We start from the raw sequence: 24,842 nt of genomic DNA on the forward strand, positions 1-24,842 counted from the left end.
TCTCATCATTATAGATCACCACCTTTACTGAAAAGGGAACAGCAGCATTGACTGTCGTCCTGTGACTATATAAGTTGGCTTATACCAATGCTAAGAGTCCGGGCTCAATGTCCCACTTGTTTGTACTTGTGAGGGCGACGACACATATAAGTATACGGGGTCGAAATAAACTACTTCGCCACACCTCCTCTCGTGCTCTGTAGTATACCGCTGTTCCTTAGTATAGTATAAGGCTTTATTGAGAAAATGTAGAGGGGATGCACAGACAGATTTTTTCATTCCATGTTTGTGCCTGAGCGAAGTGAAAGGAATGATAAAAAGTATGAAAAATGCTCTAATTGAGAACATCGAGAAGGTCCATACCACAGAGATGGGAGCCATACGGATTAAGAAAAATCTATGTCTAGGAGATATTGATGTTGTCGTATGGTGTCGAGAAAGAATTCTTGATAATAATGCCAGAATTGAGAGAAACGGAAAAAACTGGTACGTGATGATAGATGATAGTGTTATCACAGTAAACGCAAGCAGTTATACGATAATAACTGCACATAAGGAAAAAAAATAGGCTATGGAAAAACCGGAATTGATATCCAGAGATACCAATAGCTTAGGAGGCATAACGAAAGTATGATTTATGAATTAGAGGATACATCAAAAGTTCTAGAACTGTTTGCAGGCTGGGAGGAGACTCTCATATACTCATGTCTTCAGAAGGTCATGGGGAAAATATATGTTACTGACCCGGATAATCCCAAATCTGCCCTTGCTTTTGTTGGGGGCTTCGCTTTTTATGCAGGAGTTCCTGATAGAGAGCTCATGATAAATAAGCCTGAGGGTTTTGTTATTATGGTGCCGCAAAATGATGAGTGGGCTGCGCTCATTGAGGAGTGTTTTCCTGATTCATCGAAGAGAGTAACAAGATATGCCATTAAGAAAGATACCAGATTTGACAGGGATGCTCTGGAGCAGTTTGTAAAACAGCTTCCGGAGGGCTATGAACTAAAGGAGATAGACTCTGAGCTTTATGATAAATGCCTGGAGGACCCTGTGACGGAGGACTTTGTATCATCCTTTGAGAGCAAGGAGTCCTATCTGAAAATCGGAAGAGGCATGGTTATTCTTAAGGATGGAAAAATAGTTGCCGGTGCTTCATCGTACACCCGTTATAACGAAGGGATTGAGATAGAGGTGGACACTGCTATGGAGGAGAGAAGAAAACACCTGGCAACAGTTGCCTGTGCGGCTCTTATTCTGCGATGTCTTGACGATGGTCTGTACCCAAGCTGGGACGCACAGAATATGAATTCAGTGGGATTATCCCAAAAATTCGGCTATGAATTTGACCACGAGTATGTGGCCTATGAGGTGGACAGAACGGAGAGGACACATTGATCTTTTTGGGGATTGTTGAGAGTTATCAGTTAGTATAGAAAATACCATAAGTACGGTATATGACGGATGAAAATGGTGTGTAACTCTACTTTGCGTAGGTAGTGATACATGTGACACCCTGCTAATATTTCTATAAGGGCAGCAGAAAAAAGTAATGTTGTACTTATGGAGGTAAATTATGAACCAATATGTAACAGGCGCAGTTATCAAAGAAATGCGCGAACAAAAGAAAATGACGCAGCTCCAGCTTGCTGAACTTCTGGGCGTAACCGATAAGACAGTTTCAAAGTGGGAGACAGGAAAAGGCTATCCTGACATAACTCTGCTTGAACCAATTGCGGATGCCTTCAGAATATCAGTGACAGAGCTGATATCCGGCAACAAGATCAAGAATGAAAACGTCTCGGCAAACATGATGCGCTCAAAATTCTATGTATGTCCCGTTTGCGGAAATGCGATCCACAGCATGGGTGAAGCGGTGATTCAGTGCCACGGCGTGCAGCTCCTTCCTGCGGAGGCAGAGCAGACCGATGAAAACCACATGATTTTCATAGAGCGTGTTGAAGATGAATACTATGTCAGAATCGACCATGAGATGACGAAGGATCACTACATATCCTTTATCGCAGCATCTTCTCCGGATCGCATCCAAATGGTGAAACTTTATCCTGAAGGAAATGCAGAAGCAAGATTCAAGATAAGCGGCGTTCGCAAAATCTTTTTCTATTGTAATCGGGATGGCCTCTTTTCAATAGATGTCGTTAAGGGAATTGATGATAAGGAAAAATCCTACGATGACACTAAGGAGAGAAGAGAGCTTGAGAAGACAGCAGATATGCTGTTTGGAAAGATTTGATGATGTCTGAGAAGAAATTGTCTTTATACATTTTTTGAAAAAATACTTTGTGAAAATTTAATAATCTGATAGGTCCTTTTTATACATTTTTTACGATAAAAGTTATCGATACATGGTAAAATTTTCTTAACTGACAATCGGGATTATTGCGTCTTTTATTGGAGAAAATGTATATGAAAGAGATTAAACTGTCAGATCATTTTACATACTCAAAACTACTTCTTTTTGCCATGCCGACCGTAGGAATGATTCTTATATCTATTACCTATGATGTTGTAGACGGGTATTTCGTATCTAATTTCATTGGCAAGACTGCATTCTCGGCAGTGAATATCGTCTATCCATTCCAGCTTGTCTTGTCGATGGTTGGATACATGTTTGGTTCGGGCGGAAGTGCACTTATAGCTTTGGAGTTAGGAGAAGGAAAAGAGCAAACTGCTAAGCTCTATTTCACATCGATTGTAAAGGCAGCAGCTGCAATAGGTGTTGTTCTGGCAATAATCGGTATTATTTTTCTGCGTCCCATAGCAACGCTGATTGGTGCAACACCTGAGATTCTGGTATACGGACTTCCATATGGACGTACACTGTTTTTATTCCTCCCCATCATGATTCTGGGCTATACTTTCCAGAGTATTCTGATTACTGCAGAAAAGCCAAGGCTTGGTCTGTATATTTCCATTGGAAACTTATTCAGTAACCTGTGTTTTGACTTTCTTTTTGTTGTAGTGTTTAAATGGGGAATGGTTGGAGCTGCTGCCGCAACAGGAATAGGAGCATGCTTAAACGGACTCATCCCTCTTATCTATTTTGCAAGGCCAAATTCTAGTCCTCTGCATTTTGTAAAAGGAAAAGCCGAGCTGCGTCCTCTTATAGATGCATGTACAAATGGTGCCTCTGAGATGGTCAATGATATGGCAACTGCTCTGATCTTTGTCTTTTACAATTTCCAGCTCCTTAGGCTGATCGGAGAGGACGGAGTTGCCGCCTATGGAGTGACCGTCTTTGTGGAGGGTATATTTGCCTCGTTCTTTTATGGGCTACAAATGCAGGCTACCTCTATTGTCGGCTATCATTATGGTGCCAAAAACAAAAATGAGCTTAGGAGTCTTTTGAAAAAGGGACTAACTCTTAACATTACATTTGGCATTTTCATGTTTTTCATAGCACAAGTCAGTGCGCCATTAATCTCCAAGATATATGTAGGCTATGACGCTAATCTTTACGCGCTTTCTGTTCATGCACTCAGAGTCTATGCCTTTGCATTTCTGTTCCAGGGATTCAACGAGTACTCTTCAGCATTCTTTACAGGTTTAAATAACGGCCTGGTTTCAGGATTTCTGGCTTTTTCTAGAACATTTGTAATTCAGACCACATGTATTTTTGTGCTTCCATTGTTCATTGGAACTGAAGGGTTATGGCTCGCACAGGCTACCACTGAAGTAATAGCCGCTACAATCGCTACTGTTTTTCTTATTAAAAACAAAAAAGAATACACTGTGATGGGTAATGAGTAAGGCGACATATTGACTGAATAAACAGGAGTGTACGGAATATGAAAAAAAATTCTTTATTTATGTCTATACCTGAAAAAATAGCACTTTTGGCGAAGGAAAGACCTGACGATAGTGCGGTAATTGCATCTGACAGAATTCTCACCTACAGGAATTTGGACGAAATGGGTAATAGAGCGGCATATGCAATTATGTCACTATGTCCCGGGCTGGAGGAAGGAGATGTTATTGGTCTTCTTTTGGACAGGAAATCATATGTATTTTCCCTGGAAATAGGAATTGTAAGAGCTGGATATGCATATATGCCAATGACAGATGAGTATCCGGAAGACAGAATTAACTTTTGTATGGAAAATGCGGATAGTAAGGTTCTTATAACTACTAAAGAAATTTTTGACAGAAAACAAGACCTTGATACCAATAAATATAAGGTTCTCCTGGTTGAAGAAGTGCTTTCCTACGAAGGGGAACCTGTGCCTTTGCCCGAAATAAAAATGGACAGGCTTTCGCATATTTTCTATACCTCGGGATCAACAGGAGTTCCCAAGGGAGTACGTAATACAATCCTGGCAGACACACTTTCAGTTACTGTAACCAAAGATGATCCTACGCTTTTTGAGCAATTCAAAGAGCCAAAGGTATCTATGTGCATAACTCAGATAAATTTCATTGCATCTATTTGTGATTATCAGGCTCTCTATAATGGTGACAGTCTTGTTTTTGCTGAGGAAAAAGACTATAGGGATATGTCATCTCTTATAGAAAAGATGCTTAGATTCAGTGTTCAATCCCTTTTAGCAACACCGTCATTTGTAAAAAATCTGATGACAATTAAACAGTCAAGACCTGCAATAGCTATTCTTGATTTTATGATTTTGGTAGGAGAAAAACTGGATGCATCTGTCCTTGAGCCGGTATTTACGTGTAATCCATGGCTGCGTGTTATAAACGCTTATGGAATGACGGAAACCAACTCTTATGCTTTCAGTAAAATATTAACCAGTGAAAATCGGGAGATCAGCATTGGCGATCCGATGCATTATTTGGCGATAAAGATTATTGATGAATATGGGGATATTGTGCCCGACGGTACCGTAGGTGAACTTATATTAAGTGGAGATACCATCACTACCGGTTATCAGAAATTGGAGGAACGCAATAAAGAAAGCTTCATCATGCTTAATGGGGAGCGCTTTTACAGGACCGGAGATATGGCTTACATAGGCGAAAAAGGACAGGTTTGCATATCCGGCCGAGCTGACGATATGGTCAAATATCATGGTCAGAGAGTTGAACTTGGTGAAATTGAAAAGGTTATCATGCAACATCCCGAAGTTAATCTTTGCAAGGTACTCATGAGGAACAATGGGTTTGAAGACTTTTTGGTAGCCTTTTTTACATGCTCCAAAGAAGTAAAACACAAGGATATAACTGAATTAGTAAAGACAAAACTTCCCGCTTACATGTTTCCCGGGGCTATGGTTCAGTTAGATGAGATGCCACTTAATGCCAATAATAAAATAGATCGTGCAAAGCTTCTTGAAATAGAAATACCCTCTAATGGCGGAGATTATGAGGAACCTGAGACAGAACTTGAGGAAAAGCTTTGCGGATATTTTTCTGATGTTTTAGGACTTAAGAGAATGAGCGTTATAGGAGACTTTTTCGACTATGGCGGCACATCTCTTTCTGTGTCCAGACTTCTTGCTACTCTTGGTGACGGCGGCTTTAGCGTATCCTATGGCGATGTGTTTGCAAATCCTACGCCAAGATCACTTGCTCACTTTATTGAAAATGCTGACGCAAGGGCATCTTTGCCGGCTATGGACAGGAAGGAATATCCTCTGACAAAGACTCAGCTTGGAATCTACCTGGAAGGATTGACCGGAGGAAGTAAAGAAACCTATACGGTTCAATACATGATGGAGGCGGATCCCGAAATCAATGAGAATCAGCTGATAGACGCTGTAAATACTCTTTTTGAAGCCCATCCCACGCTCAAATACATGATAAGATGTCGTGAAAATGAGCTTCCCTATATGGAACTGGTTCCTGACTATAAGGTTGAAGTTCCTGTATTTGAAGGCGAAAGCAGTAAACGTATCGACTTTATCAATAGTTACATGCCTGTTGTTAAAGTACTTGATAATCTACTGTTTAATTTTGCTGTCTATAAGACTGAAAAATGCTGCTATCTGATTCTGAAGGCACAGCTTATTGCAGTAGATGGAACATCTTTAAGTCTCATCATTTCCGACCTCAACAGAGCCTTGGACGGAAAAGAGCTGCTTAAGGAAGACTGCTGCATTCAGCAGGTGGGCATGTATGAAGAGGAACTCATTAAAAACGGCTCCTATGACAAAGCCAAAGAGTATTATCAGAATCTCTTTTCTAAGATGGACAGCATAGATCAGCTCATGGGAGATCTGAATAACCCGCTAACACCAGGTGTCAGCGTGAATTACAGATATGAACCCGGAACACTAAAGGCCCAGGTTGTTAGAGATTTCTGTAACAAAAATCAGGTTTCGGAGAGTTCATTCTTTATGGGCGCAATGGCGCTGCTTTTAGGAAAATATCTTTATGCCGATCATGTATCCTTCTCAACGGTTTATAATGGCAGATCCTTAAAGGAGATGGATAATACAATCGGAACTCTGATAAAGAGAATTCCTGTTTATGGCGATCTGTCTGAAAACCTGCCTGTGACGCAGTATCTTTCATCCATGAGTAAACAGATCTTTGCCAATATGAGCAATGATATTTTCTCCTTTGATGAAGTACTAAAGAACTGTCCTGTAAATGAGGATGTAGAGCTTATTTTCCAGGGAGATCTTTTCACTGATAATATGGGAATGGCTGCAGGAAAACAACGGCTTAAGAGTGACTCATATTTCATGGAGCAGTATCATACAGGCATGGTAACAGGATGCATGTCTATACAGCTTTTTGCTACAAATGGCCTCTACAATATGACAATTGAATACAGAAATGAAAGATTTTCCGAAGGCTGGATAAAACGCTTTGCTGATCATTTGTTTATCATAGCAAACCAGCTTCTTACCTGTGAAATGATCGGTGACATTGTCATGATGAATGACGAGGACAGGGCAAAGATTGCTGAGTTCAATGATAAAAAGGTCGATTTTGAATTTGTTCCTGTTCATGAACAGATAAGGGGATTTGCTAAAAAGAGTCCGCAGAAGAAGGCGGTGATATGTGATGGAAAATCGCTTACTTTTGAGGAACTTGATCTTTTGTCAAGCCAGGTGGCTGAAAAACTGATTGAACTTAATGTCGGAGAAGATGTCCCTGTTGGTGTTCTTTTTGACAGGATGGTTTATACCTATGTGGTTGAAAATGGAATTCTGAAGGCCGGTGGCGGATTTGTTCCGTTTATACCGGAATATCCGGACGGCAGAATTGATTTCTGTATGCAGGACGCTGAAATCTCTCTTTTGCTGACGACAGAGGATATTAAAAAAGTAAGAGAAGGACTTTTGGGAAAACAGTACAAGATACTAACTCTGGAGGAGATCTTTGGAGTATCTGACATTTCAGAGATAAGTCCTGATTCGAAGTATAGAGATTTTGAAATACGAAAGTCAAAAAAGGATGATCTTGCATACTGCATTTATACTTCAGGTTCTACCGGAAGACCTAAAGGCGTAATGATCGAGCATGGAAATATAGCCAATTACGTCTACAAGAACCACAAGTCTATTGAAATAATGTATTACGCTTTTGAGGGAAGGGTATGTCTGGCTCTGGCTTCCTTCTCCTTTGACGTTTCTGTTGTTGAGGAGTTTGTTCCGCTGTGCAATGGAAACACGGTAGTTATTGCAACTGAAGATGAGATCCATGATCCTGATAAACTGGCGAAGGTTATTATCGATAATGCTGTTGATGGCATGACCTGTACTCCGACCTATTTGTCCAGTCTTCTTTCGATTCAATCATCGAGAGAAGCGATAAAGAACATTACATTCTTTGATATAGGTGCTGAGGCGTTCCCGCTTTCTCTCTATGATAAACTGCGAGAACTTAGAGAAGACAGTGTCATTCTCAACGTTTATGGACCCACGGAATGTACTATGGGCTGCTCTGCGGATGTTGTGGAAAGAGGCGAGAGCATTACTATTGGTGAGCCTATCGCCAATACATATTTCTCCATTTTCGATAAGTTCGGAAATGAGCTTCCCGAAGGCATACGAGGAGAGCTTATTATCGGAGGCAATCAGGTAGGAAGAGGATATGTCGGACTTCCTGAAAAAACTGAAGCGGCCTTCTTTAGACATAATGATTATAAGGCTTATCACAGTGGAGATTTATGTTCATGGACCAATAATGGAAAAGTCCGCATATTTGGACGAATTGATAATCAGGTTAAGCTTCGCGGATTCAGAATAGAGCTTGATGAGATAGAAAGAGTAATGTCTGAATATCAGGGTATTAAAGCTGCTGCTGTGAAGATCGTAAAAACTTCTTCTCAGGAATTCCTGGCAGGATATTATGTCTGCGATAAGGTGCCTGATCTGAATGCGTATAAAGATTATCTAAAGGAAAAGCTGCCGGAATATATGGTGCCGCAGGTCATGAAGCAGCTGGAGGAAATGCCTCTTACTATTAATGGAAAAATTGACAGAAAATCACTTCCTGATCCGGACGCTTCTGAGCTTAAGGCAGAATATGTTGCACCGGAAAATGAAATTGAGAGAAAGCTCTGCGATGCATTTGCAAAGTCTCTTGGGCTTGTTGATGTAGAAATCGGAACGGCTGATGATTTCTTTGAACTTGGAGGCGATTCCCTTAAGGCAATGATGGTACTGGCTGATGCAGGAATTGAAGGCCTGACCGCTGCGGATGTTTTCCAGAAAAGAACGCCGAAGGAGATTGCACGCGTTGTTGATGAAAGGACTTCCCTTGGAGATATTGATGAACGTGAAGCAAAAGCGAGACTTAAGCCTCACATTCTGACTCCTATGCAGATAAAGATGTTGGATTATCAGCTTTACAATCCGGGTTCATCTATGTGGAGTAATATGCATTACTTTGGAAGATTTGGCAAAGAAGTAGATGCCCAAAGGCTTTGCGATGCAGTAAATAAGGCGATAGAGAACCATCCCGGACTTAGCGTAGTTTTTGAGTATAACGATGACTGCAAGCTTCAGCAAAGATATGCTCCTGAACTTATGCCAAAGATAGAAGTTGAAGACATAAAAGAGGAAGATGTAGAAGAGCTTAAGAAGAGTCTGGTTAAGCCCTTTAAGAAGATACTTAAATCCTGTCTTTTAAGAGTGCGTGTGTTCAGATCAGAGGCGGCTTCATATCTGTTCTTTGATGTACACCATCTTCTTATGGATGGCGGTTCTCTTGGTGTACTCTTCCAGGATATTACAGATGCTTACTTTGGCAGAGAACTGAAAAAGGATTACTATTTCATAATTCTTGAAGATGCCGAAAAGGCTCACGAAGACGGAACGTACGATGCTGACAGGGAGTATTTTACTGAGCAGTTCGACATTTCAGGTAAAGAATATCAGGTTTTGCCAAAGCCTGATTATGAGTCCAACAAAAACTCTCCTGCAGGAAGGATAAAGAGACTTAAGTTCGATGCGGATGAAGTGAGAGCAGCTGAAGAATACTGGGGTGTTACACATTCATGCATGGCAATAGCAAGCGCTCTTATCGCGCTATCAGAGCATGATAAAATTAACAGGGTTATGACTAACTGGATATTTAACGACAGACTTTCTCCGATGTCGGCTAATGTCGTGGGACTCCTTATCAAGAACCTGCCTGTAGGTGTTGATATGGAAGATTTTGATAATATAGAGGATCTGCTTCTGGATGTTAAACGACAGATCGGTGAAGGAATTGCCCATTCTTCCTATGATTATTTCTCCAGCATGGATTCTGCTTTCTATACAGATCCTATGGAGGTTAATCTTCAATTGGAAATAAATGCGGATGAATTGGATGAGCTGAAACCTGAATTCATTGAGCTTGATGATCCATATTTTGCTGCCAGTGCCCGTCTTGAGCTTGAGCTTTTGGAAAATGAGTATGGCGATGGCGGATTTGACGCAGAGCTGGAATATGTAAAAGAGATTTATGACGAGGATAATATATTAAAATTCCATGATACCTATGTCAAAATGCTGGAGACTTTGGTAAAGGTTGGATGTGAGAAGGTTAAAAATCCGGAGAAATAAAGGACCACTTGTGGACGGGGTTATAGGGCCAAAATGTGGCTTATAGGAACGGGGTTAATGGACCGATAATTGGACCATTAACCCCGTCGTAATGTCATTTATATAGCAAAAATCTTGAAAATGGACTATTAACCCCTGGGACCATCATTTTACGGTAGCCTTTGTCTGCTTCTTTATGGCTTTTACGATTTTCTTTCTTGCCTTACCCTTTAAGCCTTTAACCTTGATAACGGCTTTTTTGTGTAGCTTCTTGAAAGCATCCTTGCCTATTACAAGGGACTTATTAGCCTTGATGGTGACCTTTTTTAATTTCTTACATCCCTTAAAAGCATCCTGACCGATTGATTTCACATTAGGTCCGATAGTGAGAGCAGTGATTGTATTATTATTTGTGCAGGCACCATCAGCGATGGCAACCACAGGATAAGTAACTTCACTGACGGTAATCTTGTCGATTGATGCTTTTTTTATGTCACCGATTTTAATAACGGTGGCATTGGAATCATTGTCAAAAGTGTATGTAATTCCATTTATGGTTACGTCTTTTCGCTTGGGATCGATTACTGCTTCAGCTTCGTTTGTGTAATTAACAACCGGACTCTCAGGATCAGGATCAATTATCGTAGGATCCGCAAGCTTGTTAACGAGAAGATATTTGTGACTTACTGTAGCGATTGGAAGCTTTTCATAAAAGGTCGCATTGTCCGGAATACCGTTGTTGTTATCATCTAAGGCCATTTTTCCTACAGGTTTACTGTCATAACTCCAGTTGCCTGAATAGTAATCATAGGCAAGAGGTTTCACTAGCACTTTGGGCGAGTAGATGAACTTAAGACTGTTACAACCTCCAAAAACATGCTCGGTTTGATTTTCACGATCTGCGTATGAAAGATCAAAGGAACTAAGATCGAGAGTTTCGAGTGATGAACAATCATAAAACATATAATCTATGCGGCTTACATTAGAAGTGTCAAAGCTACTAATATTAAGGCTCTGCAGGCTGCTACATTCAGCAAACATGCTAGTCATATACTTTGCGTTTGAGGTATTAAAATTGCTCAGATCCAGTGATTTTAGTGCGGTGCACCGATGGAACATAAACTCCATATCTTCTGCATTAGCTGTATTAAAACTGCTGAGATTCAAAGATTTCAATCCGGTACAACCAAAAAACATATAATCCAGTTTCTTTGCTTTTGATGTATCAAAGTTGGATAGATCGAGACTTTTTAGATATGCACAGCCACTAAACATAGAGAACATACTTGTAACATTACCGGTTCTGAACTGACTAAGATTGATAGAATATAATATTTCACAATTGTGAAACATAGTATCCATTTCGATGGTGTTACTGGTATCAATTGTAGTCTGGTTAAAATCAATAGATTCCAGACTGCACATATTATAGAACATGCCGGCACAGTCCTTGTTAAAAATGATCTTTGTGGGACAATAGATATATGCAGTTCCGGTGGCCTTATCGAAGTATGCCTTAACGTTAACACCAATATCCTTTTGCGAGAGACTTGTTGATGGTTGGGTTTTAGTGAAAACAATATGTCTTAAGACACGATTTATTTCATAATACTCTTGATTTTCACCGGAAGATAACTGCTTTAATGTCTCGCCAAAATGCAAGCCATCCACCAGTGTACCCGGTGCGTCGGTTGCTTTGGACTTTATAGGTGCGCACTGAAATAAGACAACCATGCATAACAATGCCATGATTGAAAGCAGAACTTTTCTTGAATGTTTATTCATTTTGATTTCCCCTTTAACTTTTCTCACACTAGTGCTGCTGTCATCAAACACCAACACTGATTATTGTGTTCCCCCAAATGATTATTATAGCAAATGGATGAGAAGTTCAAAATCCATTTTTCATATAGTCAAAGACTTTCAAGGATTCAAGAGGATGACCATTAAAATCAAAGAAGGCCTGATTGTCCCAGGAGCAGCCGCCGTAGTAGAGTCCTGCATCCTCGGGATCGTAGTCTTTTGCATAGCTGCTTGCCCAACCGCTGCCATATTCTTCCCAAATGGGAGAGTTGTTTGAGGACGCAGGCCCAACGGGAATCCAGGTGCCTTCCCAGTAGAAGATACCAAGTCCTCCAACGTTATTTACATGCTCGCAAATATCGTGGATGATAGTTGCCTGCCCTTCGGGAGATACTTCATAACCATCCACTGCGTCCCCTGCACCAAAGCTGTTTCCGGAGCCATCTCCATCCTTAGTTGTGTAGGCATATGATGTTTCTGCAAGGAAAACTTCTTTTCCATATCTTTCTTTGATAAGCTCAAGTACCCGTGCCATGTTATCCATGCTTCCGTCCCAGAACGGGTAATAGGACATTCCGACCATGTCAAAATCAAGTTCACTGTCCACAAGTTTGGACACCAAATTTAGGACATCTGCTTTGTCTGTAATCCTGGTGTAGTGAACAACTATATCAATATCTTTCTCATAATCTGCGGATACTTCTCTTATAGCTTTGCTTCCGGATTTTAGAAGAGTGATAACGTTATCAAGCTTAGTTTCACCGGACATTCCGTAGTTTATCTCATTACCTATCTGGATCATTCCAACATCAACTCCTGCATCAAGGAGCTGCTGCAGAGATTCCTTTGTAAAGTCGTAGAGCGCTGTGCTTTTTTCATCTACACTCATTCCTTCCCAGGCTTTGGGCGCATGCTGTCTCTTTGGATCAGCCCAGAAATCTGAGTAATGGAAGTCGATGCAGACCTTCATTCCATATTCAGTTGCTCTTTTTCCAAGCTCAATTGCAGTGGGTACATCGTTATTCCCACCGCCGTAGCCCTTACCGGTTTCATCATAGGGATCATTCCAGACCCTGAGTCTTATGTAGTTGATTCCGGAATCTGCGAGAGTCTTGAAAACATCCTGCTCATTTCCATCAAAATCGTAGTACTTTACGCCGCTGTTTTCCTCGACTAGAACAGAGGACGCATCCATGCCACATATGAAATCTTCCGGAAGATTCTCTACTTTAGATTTCCAGGTGGAGATGGATTCTGAGGTTGATTCTGATTCTTCAGAAATAATACTTGTGCCGGAAGCTTCCGTAATAATACTTGTGTCGGAGTTTTCTGAAATGAGATCTGCGCCTGGGTCATCATTCTGTGATGCTTTTCCGGCAGTGCCACATCCTGTCAGAAGAAAAGTAGATGTAGCTGTTATGCATAATAATTCTAGTAATATTTTGTTATTCATTTATTCCACCGTATTTTCTGGTTGTTTTTTGATATATTTATGGACTAATTAACTTTGTCTTTTACTAAATAACAATTTTTACATTGCAAGTCTTAATTTCATTGATGCTCCATATAGCTATCAATCTATGAAACGAGGTAAAAAGCTTATTTCATAGATTTCAGGGGCTACTTCATCTATGAAATTTGGAAAAATCTTAATTTCATAGATACTACAAGGCTTATAATCTATGAAATGAGAGAAAAAGCTGATTTCATAGATACCAGGAGCTACTTTCATCTATGAAATTTGAAAAAATCTTAAGTTCATAGATACTTCAAGGGTTTCAATCTATGAAATGAGAGAAAAAGCTGATTTCATAGATACCAGTAGCCACCGTCATCTATGATATTAAAAAAAATCTCAATTTCATAGATACCTCACGATTTTTAATTTATGAAATAGCGCAAAAATCTTCTTTCATAGACAATCATAGCTCACCTACAAATGAAAATCTTAAATTTGTTCGCGATGTGACGATTAGGCAACTGAACAAATGCTCCCGCAGAGGAACGTATTTCAATTATTGCTCCCAGAGACAACCTACATATATGCTATCAGCATAAATTTCCATCTTTACGTCTCAATTTTCTTGTAGTAGAATTTTTCTAGCAGAAAACGTTTTCCAAAGCGACATAATTATACCACGGGAGGTTACAAAGTGAAAAGAGTTAGTAGGAAATTCACCTTTGTCATGGCAGCCATCATGTCATTGGCGATGGTGCTGACCAATGCAGGAGCATCTGAAGGATTACTGCAAAAGCAGCAGTCAGAGCAACTACAGCATGAACAGCAGACAGAGCAGCTACAACAAGAGCATCAGTCAAAGGCGCTCCTGCATCTTCAGCAAAACTCAGAGCAGCTACTGTCATTTATGGGAATTCCGGAAACAGTCAGAGCAGCAGAGGGAGTGACACTTAAGCTCCACTACCACAGAGAAGATGGGGATTACAAGAAGTGGGACGCATGGCTATGGCCGGATGGCGGTGAAGGTGCAGGATATCCCTTCGAGGAAGAGGACGGAGAGATGGTTGCGACTATGGCCGTTAAAGCAGGATCCACCAAGGTTGGATTCATAGTAAGGACAGAGGACTGGGACAAGGATGTAGAAGCAGATCAGTTCATAGATATATCAGAAGTAGTATCAGGAACAGTACATGCCTATGTTGAATCAGGAGTAGAAGGCGCAGTTAAAGAATATGGAGATGACGTTGTGACGGGGACAAAATTAAAGAGCGCTATTTATGATGGAAAAAACACAGTTACAGTTCAGTTTACTGGGGAGCTTGATGAGCAGCAGGAAAATACTTTCTATGTTGCGGGAAGACTTGGTGAAACAGAAGTTACAGAGGTAAAGCTTAAGGAGAAAGCTTCTGACAGCGAGTACTATTATGATCTCACTATCGCTGATGAGCTTGACCCTGTGAGGAATTACAGATTGGGATTCGAAGAGCAGGAATATCCGATCAATATGCCAATCATTTATTCAACAAAAGAGTTCGAGGATAAATACACCTATGAAGGTGATGACCTCGGAGCTACTTACAGCAAGGACAAAACAACCTTCAAACTCTGGGCACCAACAGCTGAGCAGGTTTTCTTAAATCTGTATGAATCAGGAAAAAGCTGGGAGGATGACCTGAAGGAAAAAATCGAGATGAAGTCCGATGTGAATGGCACATGGACTACCTGCGTGAATGGAGACCTTGCAGGAACCTACTATACATATACGGCAGTTCTTGATGGATTAAATGTTGAAGCCTGCGATCCTTATGCAAGGACTACCGGTGTTAATGGCAAGAGAGCAATGGTAGTTGATCTTGACGAGACAAATCCCGAGGGTTGGTCAGATGACAAGAACCCTCATGCTGGAGAGCCTATAAACGATGCTGTTATTTATGAGCTTCATATAAGAGATTTCTCTGTATCCGATGAGGATGGTGATACAGAGGATGCAGGTAAATACACAGCTTTCACAAAGACCGGTACCAAGACAAAGGGCGGAGAAGCCACAGGAATTGACTACCTTAGGGAGCTTGGAATAACGCATGTACACATCCTTCCCTTCTATGATTTTGGATCAGTTGATGAAAATTCCAAGACCGCGGATCAGTTCAACTGGGGCTACGATCCGGTGAATTACAATGTGCCTGAGGGCTCATATTCAACAGATCCCTATAACGGAGAGGTGCGCGTAAAGGAAGCAAAACAGATGGTAAAGGCCCTTCATGACAACGGACTTTCTATTGTCATGGACGTGGTTTACAACCATGTTTTCAGCGGAAAAGACTTCTGCATCAACAGACTTGTTCCCGGATATTTTTCAAGAATAAATGAAGACGGCACTTATTCCAACGGCTCAGGCTGCGGTAACGACACAGCCTCCGAGCGTTCAATGGTAAGAAAATACATCGTAGACTCAGTCCGCTATTGGGCAGATGAATATCACATAGACGGATTCAGATTTGACCTTGTGGGCCTCCTTGATGTTGATACCATAAACGAGATAATGGAGGAAGTTCACAAGACTCATCCTGATGTTATCTTCTACGGTGAGGGCTGGAGCATGAATACTGATGTTACCAAGGAAAATGTCACTCTGGCAACTCAGCAGTCATCAACAAAAACTCCTGGCTTTGCATACTTTAACGACAATATCAGAGACGGATTAAAGGGAAGCGTATTCAGCACAGATGAAGTGGGCTGGGTATCAGGAGCAACAGGAAAAGAAGATAAGATGATTTCTTCCTTCCTTGCTAAAGAGGTGTGGAGCAAGGAACCGACACAGATAGTCCAGTATGCATCATGCCATGACAACAACACTCTTTTTGACAGAATCGCAACTTCAAGAGAGGATCTTGATAGAGAGACCTGGATAAAAATGAGTAACCTCGCAGCGGCTTATTATTTCGCTTCCGAGGGAATACCTTTCATGCAGGCAGGTGAAGAAATACTGCGTACAAAGGTTAAGGATGACGGAACCTTTGATTCAAACAGCTTCAGTTCAGGAGATGAAGTGAACTGCTTAAAGTGGGAGACCTTGGATGACCCTGAATACAAGGCAAACCTTGAGTACTATAAGGGTATTATCTCCTTTAGAAAAGCCCATGGTTTACTCAGACTTTCAGATGGCGCAGAGGTTGAGAAGAGAGTCAAAGCGGTTGAGGGGCTTGATAAAAATGTAATAGCCTTTGACATGGATAATTCCGACAGAGCAGTAAATGGAGAAGAGGCAGATGAGCTTTTCCTTATATTTAATCCGAATCTTGAAGAGACAACTGTTTCTCTTCCCAAGGGTGATTGGAATGTTTGCGTCAGCGAAATAAAAGCGGGAACAAAAGCACTCTCCAGAGTTAAGGATAGTATTACTGTTTCTCCTGCCTCGGCCGTGTTCCTTGTTAAGGGGGATAAGGATGTTGATTTTGCCGCAAAAACCGTGAATAATGGTTCTACAGATAACAAGTCCGTAAACGTAAACGGTGGAATCATTGTAGGCATTACCGCGGCACTTGCTGCAGCTGTAGCAACGATTGTATTTGGCATCAAAAGACGTAAGGAACAGGAAGCGTGACTATTCATTGTCAGCTGTAAATATGCTTTAGAGGAGAGCAGATATGCTAAATGAAGATAAACAGAAAAACTCCGGAAGACGCGCGCTTTATCATCTGCCGGGACTGTTTGAATTTTATGAGCTTTATAAGGTTTTTCTGCCTCTCTTCAAGGAGCATAGAGAGTATTTTTATGACTGGTGTGATATTGGCTCAATATACGGAGCACCGGCTGATTGCATTTGGGGCGGAGGCCGGGTGGGCTTTGGCGATGCGGATCCTCTGAGCATCATAGCCCTGATGAAAGAGTACGGAATTTCCGCTCGTCTGACATTTAGCAATTCACTTATCAGAACAGAGCATCTTACTGACAAAAAATGTAACACGCTCTGCTCAGAATTTGAAAAAAACGGAGTAGTTCAAAATGGGGTGATAATCCACTCGGATTTGCTGCTTGATCATATCAGAAAAAACTATCCGGGATTCTATTTTGTTTCCTCAACAACCAAGGTATTAACAGACTTTAAGGAGTTTGAAGCTGAGCTCAAAAGAGATGAATTTCGATTTGTGGTGCCGGATTTCAGACTAAATAAGGAACTGGGCAAGCTAAAAGCACTTCCACCTGAGATGAAGGAAAAAGTTGAATTCCTGTGTAATGAATGCTGTTGGTATGACTGCTACGACAGAAAGAATTGCTATGAAAATGTCAGCAGGAAAAGTCTTGGAGATGACTGCGCAGATCACGTTTGCGTATCACCTGATGCAAGCAAGGGCTATAGATTTTCGGAAGCTATGAAGAATCCCGGATTTATCGGGTGCGAGGATATTCAAAAAACATATATTCCGGCGGGATTTTCACACTTTAAGATTGAAGGGCGAAGCCTTGGAAGTGCTGTTATTTTGGAATTCATATTGCATTACATGACAAAGGCTGAGTATCAGCTTAAAGTCAGGGAAGAGATATACTTAGACAGCACCCTTGACCTGTTTTGAATTTAACTAATTCTAAATATTTTGGCGATGCCATAGTTATAATTGCAGCCTTCTTCTCATAAGGTTATAATAATATGTAAGCGGCAATGAAATTTGCCGCTTACTTTTAAAGGGATTTTTTGATCCTGTCTACATAGGGGCGCATTTTCGCGGACAGGATTTGATACATGGCTGTATGGAAATGAGGGGAAGGTATGGAGAATAAGGCACTAGAGGATTATACAGAAGAGGATCTGTTAAGACTCTTGAACGAAAATGTTGATGCAATCGTAATGGTTGATGCTAAGCTTAATGAGTATAGAACCATTACTCGTAAAAATATATTCAAAGAATTCATAGATGAGACAGGCAGCTACGAAGATCTTATCCAGAAGCTGTGGTTTCACCTTGGCAACTCCAGTGAAGAAATAAGCGAAGATTACAAAGCATTTACATCTTATTATGGTCAGTTTAAGGGAAAATACAGTAGAAGATTGAATATTTTCCTTGAAGGCAGTGACACGCCTCATATCATTCAGATGAATGTATATCCGATAAAAGGGACAGATAAATATGTGTTTGCTATGGATGAACTCGATGATGATGAGTATGTTGAGCAGTTTATGACCACCAAAAAAGTAAACACAATCCAGAACACTTATCTGTTTTCAATGTTTGTGGATCTTATACAGGATACAACCAGTAGCATAAGTGTGACTGAGATATCTGAGGATACTGTATATTCGAACATAAAGTATTCTCAGTGGAGACTTATGGCTGTAAACATGATATGGCCTGAAGATCAGAAGCATTTCCTTAAGATCACGGATCCTGAATATTTAAAGGAAAAGCTTGCTCCTGGGAGAACGACTTCCTTTGATTGTATGATGAAAAATCTTGAGGGCGTCTTTATCTGGGTTAAACTCATTTTTAGCAGGGCGCAGACCGGAAGCGACGATGATTTCAGATTCGTTTTCATGGTGCAGAATATCAATGATAATGTCATGGATATGATGTCCACTCTAAAAAAATATGAGGGTCTCGCATTAAAGGATCCTCTTACAGGTCTGTTCAATCATGGAGGTATAAAGACTGAGATTCTGAACGCTATTGATATCTTTAAGAAGGGCGGAGATTCTGTAGCACTTCTGATGATAGATCTGGATAATTTCAAGACCATCAATGATTCATATGGTCATGCTATAGGCGATGAAGCGCTGAAGGATTTCTCAGGCATATTGAATAGTTCGGTTTCAGGAAAAATGGCTTCTGTCGGACGCTGGGGCGGTGAGGAATTCGTCATCGTTCTAAAGGGTCACTCAATTGATGAGGCATACGATTTTGCTGAAGAATTAAGGGAAAAAGTTGAGGAAGCTGATTTTGGAGATGCAGGTCACATTACCTGCTCCATCGGACTTAGTCAGCTTAAAGCTGATGATGAATTCGATGATTTCTTTAACCGTGTGGATAAAGCTATGTATGCTTCAAAGGAAGCCGGTAGAAACAAAGTTACGAAGGCGTGAGAATGTATTAAGCTTTTAGTAATAGATATAAACAGGGCTTTATTGGCCCTGTTTTTTATTCAATAGGAAATTCCTTTGGATTTCCTATTGAATAAAAAGCGCTCCGCTAAGGATGCGACTGGTGCGCAGATGAATTTTGCAAGCTAAAGCTTGCGCGCACCAGCGCGCAAAGAGTCGCGAGCGACTCTTTGTTCTATAATAAGAAATACGCAAGGAATTTGCAGAAGAATTCTTATTTTTAGGAGGAAAAATGAAAAGAGCTCTTTTTATCGGTGCAGCCTGCGTCGATGTCGTAATATATCTTGATCATCTTCCAAAGACGAAGGAGGATATTCATCCCTCGAAGCAGGTCATGAGTCTTGGCGGTTGTTCCTGCAATGCAGTCAGTGCCGCCAGACTTATAACTGAAAATGTTGAGTTTGCAGGTGCCGTTGGCAGCGGAGTTTTTGGTGAAATGACTGAGCGGTTCTTAAAGGAAAGAGGCCTGAAAACCAATATCAGGGCAGAGGAAGAAAATGGATGCTGCTACTGCTTTGTTGAAGCAGACGGCGAAAGAACCTTTTTGTCGGTTCATGGTGCCGAATATACTTTTAAAAGACAATGGATGTCGGAAATAGATAAGAAGGGGTTCGACTATGTTTACGTCTCCGGACTTGAGGTTGAGGAGCCTACAGGAGATGCGCTTATCGATTACCTGTATGAGTTTCCGGAGAGAAAGATATTTTATTGCCCGGGACCAAGAGGAACCGGCTTAAATGAGAAGAATAAACGCATCCTGGCTCTTAGTCCTGTATTACATCTAAATGAAGATGAGGCAGTAGCGATGGCAGAGTCTCTATCAGGTGGGAAATTTAATGGACATGAAGAAGCAGCAGGATACCTCTATTCTTTAACTAATGAACGAGTGGTAGTCACCCTTGGAGATAAAGGTGTGTACTGCTTTGAAGGCGATGGCAGCTATACAATTCCCGCTGAAAAAACGACGGTAGTTAACACTATCGGTGCCGGAGATACGCATGTTGGCTCCCTTATCGGATGCCTCACAAATGGCATGGATTTTAAAGAGAGCCTTATTAAAGCCAATAAAATGTCTGCACTTACCGTAGCCAGTGAAGGTCCGATTCCACCTGTGGGGATCTAGTGTCCTGACACGATGATAATTTGACTACTTACTTGCTATTTTACCCATGGTATACTTTTTCTTACTAAGTCCATATAATCTGCGTACTTGATATACTTTTTATACCACTTATAATAGGTTTGTCAGCTGAAAAATGTATTAAGCAAATGTGCTTAGTACCTCTAAAGAATAAATAAGGAGATTTTCATATGAGAAAGGCAGCTAATGATATTGATAGGTGTGTTGCCTGCGGAGTCTGTGCGCTTCAATGTCCACGGGAGGCAATTGATATCTACAAGGGCTGTTATGCAGTTGTAGATGTAAACAAATGTGTCGGCTGTGGAATTTGTGAGAGAGCATGTCCGGCAGGATCGATAAGAGTAAGTGACAACTGAGTTGGCAAGTAGTGTGTTAGCGCGCTTTGCCGGCATGGAAACGGAGATTATAATGGCATCAAAAAAGAAAAAGCATTGGTATGACTACCTTTGGATATGGACAATAGTTTATTTTGCGTTGGGATTTTTCAATATCCTTTTTGCATGGCTTGGAATGATAGATTTTATTCTGCCTCTCATCTTTGCGATAGTAGGCGGCAACAAATGGTTCTGTAATCACATGTGCGGAAGAGGGCAGCTCTTCTGGGTGCTCGGAAGGAAAATGAAATGTTCAAGAGGGAAAACTGCTCCGAAGTGGCTCTCGTCAAAGTGGTTCAGATATGGATTCCTTGCCTTTTTCCTTACAATGTTCGGAACCATGGTTTTCCAGACCTACCTTGTGTTCTCGGGAGCTAATTCTCTTAAAAAAGTATTAAAGCTCTTCTGGACATTTAAAGTGCCGTGGCACTGGGCTTATAATGGAAGTGTGTTCCCGGACTGGGTAGCTCAGTTTGGATTTGGCTTCTATAGTCTTATGCTGACTTCAACGCTCATAGGACTTATAGTGATGGCACTTTATAAGGAGAGAACCTGGTGTTCCTTCTGCCCCATGGGAACCATGACGCAGTGCGTATGCAAGATAAAAAACAAGGATGAGAAGTAATAATAGTTTTGCATTGTGATGAAAATGAAATCAGGAAGGCGATAGCTAACAAAAGAAGGGATTGATAATTATGACATTGACAGAAAGAGCAAATAAGGCAGTAGAGCTGAAGACTTCAGGCAAATACAACTGTGCCCAGTCAGTAGCAGTTTCACTTGCTGATGAAACAGGACTTACTGAGGATCAGCTCAGACAGATATCTGCAGGCTTTTGTGCCGGAATGGGTAACCTCCAGGCAACCTGCGGAGCACTAATAGGCGCAGGAATGATTGCAGGCCTTAAAACCGAAGGTCAGGGCACTCTTTCCAAAACGAAGCAGATTCAGGAGGAATTCGCAAAAAGATGCGGAGCCCTTAAGTGCGGCGACTTAAAGGCAGTTACTGATGGTAAGCCCCTGTGCCCCTGCGAGGAATGTGTAAGAAACGCAGTTATGATCTACGGGGAAGTCATGGGACTTGAATAAATTAAGTGTAAAACAGGCATGAATCCGTGAAAGGATCTGCCTGTTTTTTTATTTTATGATATATAATTAATTGGAATCATTAGGGAAAGGATTGAAGACTACTAGCAGATATTTGTTCTTGCCTTGAAAAATGGCAAAATAATAGTAGACATTTTTTCTCATATTGAGAAGATAGATAAATAACTTAAGAGGAGGCAGAAGATGCCAAACTGCAGTGCATATACTCCATGCAGATAATTAACTGAATTTGTATGGAGGATAATAAAAAATGAAAAACTTAATAAAGCAGTTGAGAGATTTTTACATAATCTGGAGCACTCAGAGCCTGTCACAGCTTGGAAGTGCCATGACAGAGTTTGCACTTACACTATGGATGTATGAGAAGACGGGATCCGCACTTAGCACGGCAGCGCTTACAATATGCACCTATGCTCCTTACATAATAATGAGCATTTTTGCCGGAGCGCTCACCGATAAGTTTGACAAAAAGAAGACCATGCTCGTCTGCGATCTTTTTGCAGCCCTCACTACAGTTTTAGTATTTGTGCTATATAAAACGGATACCCTTTGTGTGTGGCATCTGTATGCAATTAATGCTATTTCAGGACTTATGAATACAGTGCAGCAGCCGGCATCTGAGGTTACCTATGCCCTGGTTGTTCCCAAGGAGCATTATCAGAAAACAAGCGGTCTTCAGCAGCTGTCTAGATCCCTTGTCTCAATCGGCAATCCTCTTATCGCCTCAGCTCTTTACGGGCTTGCAGGACTTGATGTGGTAATTGCTGTGGATCTTGTGACTTTTGCCATTGCATTCGGAGCGCTTTTATTCTTTATCAGACTTCCTGAGATGGACAACAGTAAAAATGCCGATGAAAATGTGCTTAAGCTTGCAAAGGAGGGACTTAAGTTCCTTAAGGATACGCCCCTTATACTTACCGTGATTCTCTTTATGGCGGGAGTTAACCTGACGGCTTCATCGTTTGACGCGGTACTTCCGGCCCTTGTAATTCCAAAAGCCGGTAACAGTATATACGGAATTGTCACCGCATGCTCAGGAATAGCGATGGTTGCGGGGAGCTTTCTTCCCATGATTCTTCCAAAGCCTAAGGACAGAGTGAGAGTAATTTACCTCACAATGCTTTTTGCACTGGGAATTGAAAATTTCGTTCTGGCCTTTTCAAGAAATCCCATTCTGTGGTGCATCGGGCAGATTATCGGATGGATATTCGTACCGCTTATGGCAGCTAACCAGAATGTGATCATGCGCAACATGATTCCGGTAGAGCTTCAGGGAAGAGTATACGCCTGCAGAAATACGCTGCAGTTCTTTACCATTCCGATTGGACTTTTCCTTGGCGGATTTTTCGTGGATAAAATATGTGAGCCCTTTATGGCTATGCAGAGCACAAGTCCATTCTGGACAACATTATTCGGAAGCGGAAAAGGCTCGGGAGCGGCACTTATGATGTTCATCCTTGGAGTGAGCGGAACTGTTTTGTGTATAACATCAGGACAGATTATGAAAAGATATAAGTATACTGAGTAAGATATCGTATCTTCTCTTAATGTTGCAAAAAACAGGCCGATATCCATTTAAGGAGTGGCCTGTTTTCGGTTATATAATCAGAAAAACAGAAGGAACTAAATATTAAAGAAGGATTAAAAATTGTTAGCAATTTAATTGCAATAAATTTTAAAAGTGATATAATACTCATGCGCACGTTTTTTACGGGGTAATATTTATTTGTGTAAGAGGTAGCTAACATGGCAGAAGTATTTAATATTCAAGAGTATATGACAAGAGGTGTTGAGCGTGTTGTAGCAGATGCTGTCAGAGCAACACTTAAGAATCCTAAAGAGAGTGCTTACATGGCAAAGTTTGCGCTTGCAAGTAAGTCTGCTTCTAAAAAGAGAGTACGTATGGAAGCAGAGGGCGAGCATATTCCTCCATTTTTGATCGCCAGTATTACAAGCAGCTGTAATCTTCACTGTGCAGGCTGTTACTCAAGATGCAACAACGCTACAGAGGATGTAGAGCCTGTTGATCAGCTTTCGGATGATGATTGGAATAGAGTATTTGAAGAGGCAGATGACCTTGGCGTGAGCTTCATTCTCCTCGCAGGCGGTGAGCCGCTTCTGCGAAAAGGCGTTATTGAGGCAGCAGGTAAGAAGCCATCTATCCTGTTTCCGATTTTTACAAACGGAACCTACATGACTGAAAAGTATTTTGATGAGTTTGACAGATGCCGAAACCTGATCCCTATAATGAGTATCGAGGGTGAAAAGGAAGCTACGGATAACAGACGCGGCGAGGGTGTTTATGACAAGCTGATCTCCAACATGGATGAGCTGAAAAACAGGGGCATTATTTTTGGAGCTTCTGTCACTGTAACTACTGATAATATTAAGGAAGTATCCTCGGAGCGCTTTATAAACATGCTTTCTGAAAAAGGCTGCAAGGCTGTAATATTCGTTGAGTTTGTTCCGGTTACTGAGGACTCTGAATACCTGGCACCGGAAGAAGATGACAGAGAGTATCTTAAAGCTGAGATCATGCGTCTTAGAAAAGAGCATGAGGAGATGGTATTTGTATCCTTCCCGGGAGATGAGAAGAGCTCCGGCGGCTGCATTGCGGCAGGAAGAGGTTTCTTCCATATTAACTCGCATGGAGGAGCGGAGCCTTGCCCGTTTTCACCATATTCAGACATCAATGTAAAGGAGACATCCCTCCGGGATGCGATGAAATCAAAGCTGTTCCTCAGTCTTCAAAAAGAAGGTGTCCTTTTGGATGACCATAAGGGCGGCTGCGTTCTTTATGAAAAGAGGGGACAGGTTGAAGAGCTGCTAAATGCATAATTCACATGTAGGATTTTATTTGTGATAAACAAAATACAGTGTAAAGAAGACCTAAATCCGTGCGGGAT

Annotated in this window: 16 protein-coding genes; 14 read left to right on the forward strand and 2 right to left on the reverse strand. The window is 41.2% G+C overall.

The window, feature by feature from the left end; translation table 11 throughout:
* The first annotated feature begins 322 nt into the window (after positions 1-322).
* The 5 genes from G586_RS0111460 (at position 323) to G586_RS0111480 (ending at position 9,980) form a co-directional block, all read left to right on the forward strand.
* Positions 323-568 (forward strand): DUF3781 domain-containing protein, encoded by a 246-nt coding sequence (locus G586_RS0111460; protein ID WP_026527869.1) that lies wholly within the window; start codon positions 323-325, stop codon positions 566-568.
* A 62-nt stretch (positions 569-630) separates the two neighbouring features.
* Positions 631-1,395, forward strand: coding sequence for a GNAT family N-acetyltransferase (locus G586_RS0111465; RefSeq protein WP_026527870.1), 765 nt, complete (start codon positions 631-633; stop codon positions 1,393-1,395).
* A gap of 178 nt (positions 1,396-1,573) precedes the next feature.
* On the forward strand, positions 1,574-2,251 hold the full coding sequence (locus G586_RS22745; protein ID WP_081674333.1) for a helix-turn-helix domain-containing protein: 678 nt from the start codon (positions 1,574-1,576) through the stop codon (positions 2,249-2,251).
* A 173-nt stretch (positions 2,252-2,424) separates the two neighbouring features.
* Positions 2,425-3,768 carry an MATE family efflux transporter gene (locus G586_RS0111475; protein ID WP_026527871.1) on the forward strand — a complete coding sequence of 448 codons (1,344 nt, stop codon included), beginning with the start codon at positions 2,425-2,427 and terminating at the stop codon, positions 3,766-3,768.
* Between the two features lie 38 nt (positions 3,769-3,806).
* The gene (locus G586_RS0111480; RefSeq protein WP_026527872.1) at positions 3,807-9,980 is read left to right on the forward strand and encodes a non-ribosomal peptide synthetase; all 6,174 of its coding nucleotides are present in this window, start codon (positions 3,807-3,809) and stop codon (positions 9,978-9,980) included.
* A 144-nt stretch (positions 9,981-10,124) separates the two neighbouring features.
* Here the strand turns inward: G586_RS0111480 and G586_RS24970 are convergent, their stop codons facing one another.
* Both G586_RS24970 and G586_RS22755 read right to left on the reverse strand, forming a co-directional pair.
* A complete protein-coding gene (locus G586_RS24970) occupies positions 10,125-11,744 on the reverse strand; it encodes a BspA family leucine-rich repeat surface protein (protein ID WP_051204744.1) in 1,620 nt (539 codons plus the stop codon).
* A gap of 106 nt (positions 11,745-11,850) precedes the next feature.
* Complete coding sequence (locus G586_RS22755; protein WP_051204745.1) at positions 11,851-13,215, reverse strand: glycoside hydrolase family 53 protein; 1,365 nt, start codon at positions 13,213-13,215, stop codon at positions 11,851-11,853.
* Between the two features lie 700 nt (positions 13,216-13,915).
* Here G586_RS22755 and pulA point away from each other — a divergent pair.
* The 9 genes from pulA to G586_RS0111540 all read left to right on the forward strand — a co-directional run bounded on the left by pulA (position 13,916) and on the right by G586_RS0111540 (position 24,774).
* Positions 13,916-16,825: a type I pullulanase gene (gene pulA / locus G586_RS22760; RefSeq protein WP_242832006.1), complete on the forward strand. Its 2,910-nt coding sequence runs from the start codon at positions 13,916-13,918 to the stop codon at positions 16,823-16,825.
* A 43-nt stretch (positions 16,826-16,868) separates the two neighbouring features.
* Positions 16,869-17,795: a hypothetical protein gene (locus tag G586_RS0111505; RefSeq protein ID WP_051204746.1), complete on the forward strand. Its 927-nt coding sequence runs from the start codon at positions 16,869-16,871 to the stop codon at positions 17,793-17,795.
* Between the two features lie 194 nt (positions 17,796-17,989).
* Positions 17,990-19,297 (forward strand): GGDEF domain-containing protein, encoded by a 1,308-nt coding sequence (locus G586_RS0111510; protein ID WP_026527874.1) that lies wholly within the window; start codon positions 17,990-17,992, stop codon positions 19,295-19,297.
* Between the two features lie 250 nt (positions 19,298-19,547).
* Positions 19,548-20,438 carry a carbohydrate kinase family protein gene (locus G586_RS0111515; protein WP_026527875.1) on the forward strand — a complete coding sequence of 297 codons (891 nt, stop codon included), beginning with the start codon at positions 19,548-19,550 and terminating at the stop codon, positions 20,436-20,438.
* A 188-nt stretch (positions 20,439-20,626) separates the two neighbouring features.
* Positions 20,627-20,812, forward strand: coding sequence for a 4Fe-4S binding protein (locus tag G586_RS0111520; RefSeq protein ID WP_026527876.1), 186 nt, complete (start codon positions 20,627-20,629; stop codon positions 20,810-20,812).
* Positions 20,813-20,864: 52 nt separating this feature from the next.
* Positions 20,865-21,455, forward strand: a complete 591-nt coding sequence (locus G586_RS0111525; protein ID WP_035773116.1) for a 4Fe-4S binding protein — start codon at positions 20,865-20,867, stop codon at positions 21,453-21,455.
* Between the two features lie 70 nt (positions 21,456-21,525).
* A complete protein-coding gene (locus G586_RS0111530; RefSeq protein ID WP_026527878.1) occupies positions 21,526-21,918 on the forward strand; it encodes a C-GCAxxG-C-C family protein in 393 nt (130 codons plus the stop codon).
* Positions 21,919-22,186: 268 nt separating this feature from the next.
* Positions 22,187-23,464 (forward strand): MFS transporter, encoded by a 1,278-nt coding sequence (locus G586_RS0111535; RefSeq protein ID WP_026527879.1) that lies wholly within the window; start codon positions 22,187-22,189, stop codon positions 23,462-23,464.
* A 218-nt stretch (positions 23,465-23,682) separates the two neighbouring features.
* Positions 23,683-24,774, forward strand: coding sequence for a radical SAM protein (locus tag G586_RS0111540; protein WP_026527880.1), 1,092 nt, complete (start codon positions 23,683-23,685; stop codon positions 24,772-24,774).
* Positions 24,775-24,842: the final 68 nt, after the last annotated feature.

Source organism: Butyrivibrio sp. VCD2006, from assembly GCF_000423925.1.
GTDB lineage: Bacteria > Bacillota > Clostridia > Lachnospirales > Lachnospiraceae > Butyrivibrio.